The sequence below is a fragment of the Pseudorhodobacter sp. genome (assembly GCF_030452865.1).
Lineage (GTDB): Bacteria > Pseudomonadota > Alphaproteobacteria > Rhodobacterales > Rhodobacteraceae > Pseudorhodobacter.
Genome location: NZ_JAKDLJ010000229.1, coordinates 1 through 5,892 on the forward strand (window position 1 = coordinate 1; position 5,892 = coordinate 5,892).

The window sequence follows — 5,892 nt, forward strand, 5'->3', positions numbered from 1 at the left end:
TCGTCATAGCGCGCATCGACGCTGCCCTTGACCCGGAAACCGCTTTGCAAATCACCAAAGCGCGCAGAGGCACCAATCTCATAGCCCTTTTCCACCAGGGTCAGCCGCCCGATGCGCAGGCCAAGCCCGCCTTTTTGCCAGTCAAACCCCAGCCTGCCGGTCATGTCGCTGCCAAGTGCCTTGGCAACTGCGGGGTCTGTCACATCAACACCGGTTGTGTCGAAATTCAGCGTCCCGGCCACAATCGCCCCCCCCTCGCCGCCGCGGCGGTTGATTCGGCCAGAGCCTTTGATCCGGGCGCGTGCCAGCTTCACATCGGCGCGGTCCAGCCCCGACAAATCGACAACGGCGGTCCAGCCATCGCGCGTTGCCGCGTCATAGCCGATGTTCAGATCCGCAGAGGTGACACGGGTTTCAACAGCGGACCCAAGCGGCAACAACACCGGTTGACCATCGGGCAGACTGAGTTTTCCCGCCAGTTGAAACTGCTCGGGCAAGCCATCCGGCGCGATCACGGCAGAGCCGGTCAACGACACCGCCCGCGTTTTCAAATCCAGCGCCGTCAGGTCCAACCTGCCCAATGTGCTGCGGCTTCCTTCGGCAGTAAGACTGATCTTGCTGCCAAAGAATTCGGCATAATCGGGCAGGAACAGGGGGGCGACATCACCGTCCAGTGAAACCTGAAACATCTGTGCGCCGTCGCTCGCCCCTTTCAGGGTCACATCCCCGGTTAAACGATCCTTCCCATCGGTCTTCAGTTGCAATTTGGCCGCGAAATCATCCAGCGGTCCTGCGCCATTTATGGTCAGGTTCAACGAAGGTTTGCCCGGAAGGTCCAGCAGCGTCGCGGCAATGCCATCGGCCCCTTCGGCCAATGTCATCTCAATCTTCAGATCTTTGGAGGCATTGCCATAACTCGCTTTGAGCGCCAGTTCGCCTTCTGGCCCCGCATCACTTCGCAACAGATGCAAATCGACCTCGCCTTCGCCGCCATCCAACTTCGCAGAGGCTTCCAATGACCCTTCGATCTTTTGACCAAGGATCGCCGCACCGAGTTCAATACGTTTCACTGAGAGTTTGTCGATATTCACCGAAACCGGTAAATCCGGCAGGCTGAAACCGGTGGCTTCCGGGCTGACCACTGCATCGGAGTCGCTGACCGGGGTGCGTGCAACGATGATTTCACCTGCCGTCAGTTCCGACACATTGACCACACCACGCAGCAACGAGGCCCGGCTCCAATCCAGCACTACATTGTTCAGCGTCAGCCAGACGCCTTCGGAATCGGCGATGGTGAGGCTGTCCAACTCGGCTTGCGACGACAAGGCGCCGCGAAAGCCGGTCACCGTCACCTTGCGCCCGGCCGAAGACAGATTGTCCTCCAGAAATGCGGTCAGGTAATCGCGGTCATCCTGCTGCGCCAGTGCCGCGAAGGGCAAGCAGAGGAGAACCAGAACTGCAATCAGAAACCCGCGCATCAAAAAGCCTGCCCTATGCCGATGTAAATTTGCGGTTTCTTGCCGCCGCCAGACACCGGCGCGGCGATATCAAGTCGGATCGGGCCGAAGCCGGTCGCATAGCGAATGCCCAACCCGGCACCCGCATGGCTTTTCGTCGTGCCACCGAACAACCCGTCCGAGGCGATCTGCCCATAGTCATAAAAACCGACAATTCCGATACTCTCGGTCACGCGGGTCCGCACCTCTATCGATGCGCCGATGAAGCCGGTGCCGCCGGTGCGCTCACGGGTGATCGGATTCACGAAACCAAGCGCCTGATAGGCTTGCCCGCGCACCGTGCCACCGCCGCCTGAATAGAACAGGTAATCCGGCGGAACCTTGCCAATGGAAGCGCCGAGCACCGCTTTGGCCTGAAGCCGTCCGGCAATCGTCACCCGGTCGGTGTCACCAAAGCCGTAATAGGCGCGCGCGTCCAGTGCTGCCGTGAACCCGGAATCGGTGCCGCCGAAGCCGTAGAAGGGCCGCGCGCCCGCATCAATGTAATAGCCATGCGTTGCATCGGCCTTGACGTTGCGCTTGTCCCAATTCACCCCAAAGGGCAACCCGAGGGTGCGGAATTCATCGGTTCGGGTCGGATATTTGACCCGGTGCATATTATACTCGATCCCCGCTCGCGCCGTCAGATCGCGTGAGAAGTAATAGGTGAAATTCAGCCCGAGCTGTGCAGAATCCTGTACATAATCGGCTTCATCCTGATGGGCGATCTTGAAATAAAGCGTGCCCGTCGCATCAGGGGTCAACGTCGCCGGGCGATCGAGCGAGAAGCCAAGCGAATAGTCCTTGCCGCTACCCTGCGCCCCGATCTGCGCGACTTCGCCTTCGACTTTGAACCGCTCACCACCACCGAACAGGTTGCGATGCAGCCAGTAGCCGCTGATCTTCGCCCCTTCGCTGCTGGCCACCTCGACGCCAAAGCTGTAACGCCGCAGCTTTTCCTCTGCCAGTTTCGCGGTGATGCCCAATGTATCGGGGGCGGTGATCCTGTCATCCTCGATCAACGTGACAGAACTGAACACCCCGGTCCGGCGCAGACGTTCGGCAGCATCCTCCAACTCTTCGGGGCTGAACTGTTCGCCGGTCGGCAAGCCGGCGATCTTGATGATGCGGTTCAGCCGCATGCGCTCATTGCCCACCACAGCCAACGCGCCGAACCGCAGGCGCGGTCCGGCCGTAATGCGCAGGCTGGCGGCAAGCGTATTTGCACGGTGATCGGCGGTCAAATCCTGCTCGGTCACATCAGCTTTGGCATGGCCGACATTGCGCCAGCCATCGACCGCTGCCGAAGCCGCCGCCGAGACAAGATCGCTTTTCGCAACCTTCCCCACGGCAAAGCCTTTCGGAAGCGCGGTATCAGCCGCCAAAGGGCCGATTGCAGCTTTCGAGAACCTGAATTCCGGGCCGGGGTCGACCGAAAGGGTAATCTTGCCGATCTGCTTTGGCGCATCCAACGGCGCGATGGAAGCCGCCTCGCGCCCATCAATCTTGATCTGGATAACGCCGGAGTAGCGGCCCATCGCATAGAGTGAGCCGAGCAACCTGCCATACTCGGCGCGCGCTGTCGCAAAAAGATCCTGTGGGTTGGTGTTGCCTTCGGCCTGCGCCGCCAGCAAAAGCGAAGCGTCGCGCAACGTATCCGCCACCTTGTCGTCATCGCCTTTGACGTTGAAATCAAGCTGGTCCAATGCCCGTGCGGGCGCGTCAACAACAAGCTGCGCGCCGCTGAACAGCACACAAACGCCCAGAATCCGGCTCATATTTTGACGCATACCTGCTGCTGCCCCTTTTTCGGAATGGCTTACCATATTTATGCAATTATTTCGCGTGACATACAACGAAATGCCGATGAGACAAGATCTACGTCGGCAAAAACGGGCCATTTCCGGCATGGCACTTCGCGATTGTTTCTGATTATCCTGCGTGTTGGAGGCGGATATGAAATCTCTGTTACCTTTGCTTGGGCTGATCTTTGTTGCCGCATCGCCGATCAATGCGGAAATTCGGCCCAAACCGCTGCAAAACAGCGATTTCACGGCGCACTCACCGGCTGAAATCAAACTCGGCCAGTTGTTGTTTTGGGATGCGGAATTGTCGGGGAACCGTAACATTTCGTGTGGAACCTGCCACCACCCGCGTTTTGGCACCGGCGACGGGGTGTCGCTTGGCATGGGCGAAGGCGGGATCGGCCTTGGCCCCAGCCGCCACATTGACGCCAATGACCCGCCGGAACAGCGCATCCCGCGCAACGCACCCGGCCTGTTCAACCTTGGCATCACCGATCTGCGTAACCTGTTTTATGATGGCCGGATTGAGACGGACTCCAGCCGCGCCAATGGTTTCCGCACCCCGCTGGAGGATGAGATGGTGACAGGCTTTGCCTCCGTTCTGTCGGCGCAAAGTATGTTTCCGGTCCTGTCACCGGACGAAATGGCCGGCCATTATGCGGAAAATGAGATTTCCAAGGCGGTCCGCACTGGACAGTTGACCGGGCCGGATGGCGCATGGCAACGTATCGCGGTGCGGATATCGGCAATCCCGGAATATCGGGCGATGTTTGATGCGGCCTACCCGGAGATCAAAGCCGGGCGCGCGATCCATTTCACCGATATTTCCAATGCAATCGCCGCGTTTATCACGTTTGAATGGCGATCAGACGCCGCCCCGTTTGATGCTTGGTTGCGGGATGAGGCACCCTTGCCCGACGCCGCCGCCACCGGGGCCGCGCTGTTTTATGGTAAGGCCGGATGCAGCGATTGCCATTCCGGTCCCTTGCTGACCGATCAGGGCTTCCACGCCATGGGCAGCCCGCAACTCGGCCCCGGCAAGACCGAACGGTTTGAGACGAACCAACGCGATATCGGGCGGATGCGGGTGACGAATCACGCCGAAGACGCTTATGCTTTCCGCACCCCGTCCCTGCGCAATGTCACCGCCTCTGCGCCCTACGGTCATGCCGGCGCCCATTCAGACCTGCGCGCTTTTGTGGAGTATCATCTGAACCCGGCGAAGGGTTTAGCGAATTACACTCCACAAGCGGTCCTGCCCGATTTTGCAGCCGACAAGGAAGACTGGGCGATCACCCACGACCCGGGTGAGATCGCCGCAATCACCGCCGCCATAAAGACGCCGCCAGTCGATCTGACCAGCGCGGAGGTCACCGCGATCATGGCGTTTCTGGACAGCTTGACCGATCCGGCCGCCTTGCACGGTCGCCTCGGCATCCCGGACAAGGTGCCCAGCGGGCTGACGATTGACCGTTAATCCTGCGCCAGCGCCACCATTCTATCCGCGATGACCGGTGCCCAATCCGTCACCTCACCGCCCGGCCAGATCACCCGCAGATCGGCACTTGTCGCAGCCCCCAAGCCGAAATGCAGCGGCAAGGATTGCCCTGAGACATGGCCACCGCCCACCGTCACCTCTCGCGACTGGACGCGCCCGTTCGCCCGCACCTCGACCCAGGCACCTACAGCTTGGCTATTGCCTCCCCTGCCGTGCAACTCAACAGCCAGCCAGTGGCCCGTGCCGGAGGTCACATTCTGCCAAATCTCCATCGGCGCGCGGCGGTTGACCACGACGATATCCAGCAATCCATCGGCATTGAGATCAGCCAACCCTGCCCCACGCGACCGCAACGTGGTGCCGATCCCGGCTTCACCGCCCCGCTCCGCAAACACGCCATCCGCACCCTGCATCAGCAGGTTGTTCGGGTCGTGCATCGCGTTGCTTGGCATCTGGTCAACATTGCCCTTGGCGATGAACAGATCATCGCGCCCGTCATTGTCGATATCGCCAAATTCCGCATGCCAACCGGTGCTGGGCCGCCCATCATCGCCGGAATAGGGGTGCTGCGCAAAGGTGCCGATGCTGTAGGGTGCATTCTCCATCCGGCCCGCGCCGCGATTGATCTGCAATAACTGATCACCCATGGAGGTCATCATCACCTCAGGCAAGCCGTCCCCAGTAATATCGCGGCTGGCAATCCCCATTCCCCAGAGCGAAATCCTCGGCCAGTCGGCCTTGTCATAGGGAGCAAGCGGGTTCAGATGCCACATCTCCTCATATCCGCCGCGCACATAGTAATGCCGGTCATTGGAAATCCGCAGATCGGCAACGCCGTTCCGCTGCCAATCTGAAAACAACATCGAAAGCGCACAATAGCCCGGTGATATGTCGATCACCGGGCCGTAGCCAGCTCCCTGCGGGCGATAAAGGCTGTTGCTATCGCACGCCTCAAACGGCCCATCCGCACGGCTGCGGTCGACGTAATGGCCAATTGCCAGCGTTGGCCAATCCTGCCCGACCTCCCACGTCGCGGTGAAAGCGGTTGACCAACGGTCACCGGTTTGCAGCCCCCATTGCGCCGTTTCATCGT

The 5,892-nt window shown here is 60.2% G+C and carries 3 protein-coding genes and 1 pseudogene; 1 reads left to right on the top strand and 3 read right to left on the bottom strand.

The window, feature by feature from the left end:
* Both L0H65_RS13050 and L0H65_RS13055 read right to left on the bottom strand, forming a co-directional pair.
* A pseudogene (locus tag L0H65_RS13050) lies at positions 1-1,478 on the bottom strand (translocation and assembly module protein TamB); the annotation flags it as partial.
* Positions 1,478-3,274 carry an autotransporter assembly complex family protein gene (locus L0H65_RS13055; protein ID WP_301459486.1) on the bottom strand — a complete coding sequence of 599 codons (1,797 nt, stop codon included), beginning with the start codon at positions 3,272-3,274 and terminating at the stop codon, positions 1,478-1,480. The gene L0H65_RS13055 and the pseudogene L0H65_RS13050, both read right to left, overlap by 1 nt.
* 178 nt (positions 3,275-3,452) lie before the next feature.
* Here L0H65_RS13055 and L0H65_RS13060 point away from each other — a divergent pair, with 178 nt between their 5' ends.
* Positions 3,453-4,778, top strand: a complete 1,326-nt coding sequence (locus tag L0H65_RS13060) for a cytochrome-c peroxidase (protein ID WP_301459487.1) — start codon at positions 3,453-3,455, stop codon at positions 4,776-4,778.
* On the opposite strand, the gene L0H65_RS13065 is transcribed toward L0H65_RS13060, so the two are convergent.
* Positions 4,775-5,892 (bottom strand): CRTAC1 family protein (locus L0H65_RS13065; RefSeq protein WP_301459488.1); only part of this gene is annotated, 1,118 nt, incomplete at its 5' end. The genes L0H65_RS13060 and L0H65_RS13065 overlap by 4 nt on opposite strands.